Origin of the sequence: Mesorhizobium sp. (assembly GCF_005063415.1) — a bacterium.
GTDB lineage: Bacteria > Pseudomonadota > Alphaproteobacteria > Rhizobiales > Rhizobiaceae > Mesorhizobium.
Genome location: NZ_SUEG01000065.1, coordinates 1 through 300, shown reverse-complemented (window position 1 = coordinate 300; position 300 = coordinate 1). Strand labels below are relative to the sequence as shown.

1 protein-coding gene is annotated in these 300 nt (G+C 67.7%); it reads left to right on the top strand.

Annotation, left to right across the window (positions count from 1 at the left end; genetic code table 11):
• Positions 1–79: 79 nt before the first annotated feature.
• Positions 80–300 (top strand): tRNA (adenosine(37)-N6)-threonylcarbamoyltransferase complex ATPase subunit type 1 TsaE (locus tag E5W70_RS17905; RefSeq protein WP_292660287.1); only part of this gene is annotated, 221 nt, incomplete at its 3' end.

The following is a 300-nucleotide window of genomic DNA, read 5'->3' as shown; positions in this document are numbered from 1 at the left end:
GGGATAAGGGCACCACGGTTGTTTGCGCCTTTCCCGACACGCCGTCCGGCATCCGCGCGGCGGCCGAGTAGCGCGTTCGATGGCGGTGTTGGTGCTGGAGCGTTTTCTCGCCGACGAGGCTGCGACGGCAAGGCTCGGCGAGGATCTCGCCATGTCGCTGCGCATTGGCGACGTGCTCGCTCTCAAGGGCGATCTCGGCGCCGGCAAATCGACCTTGGCACGGGCGCTGATCAGGGCACTGGCCGACGATGCCGGCCTCGACGTGCCGAGCCCGACCTTCACCCTGGTCCAGAGCTACGA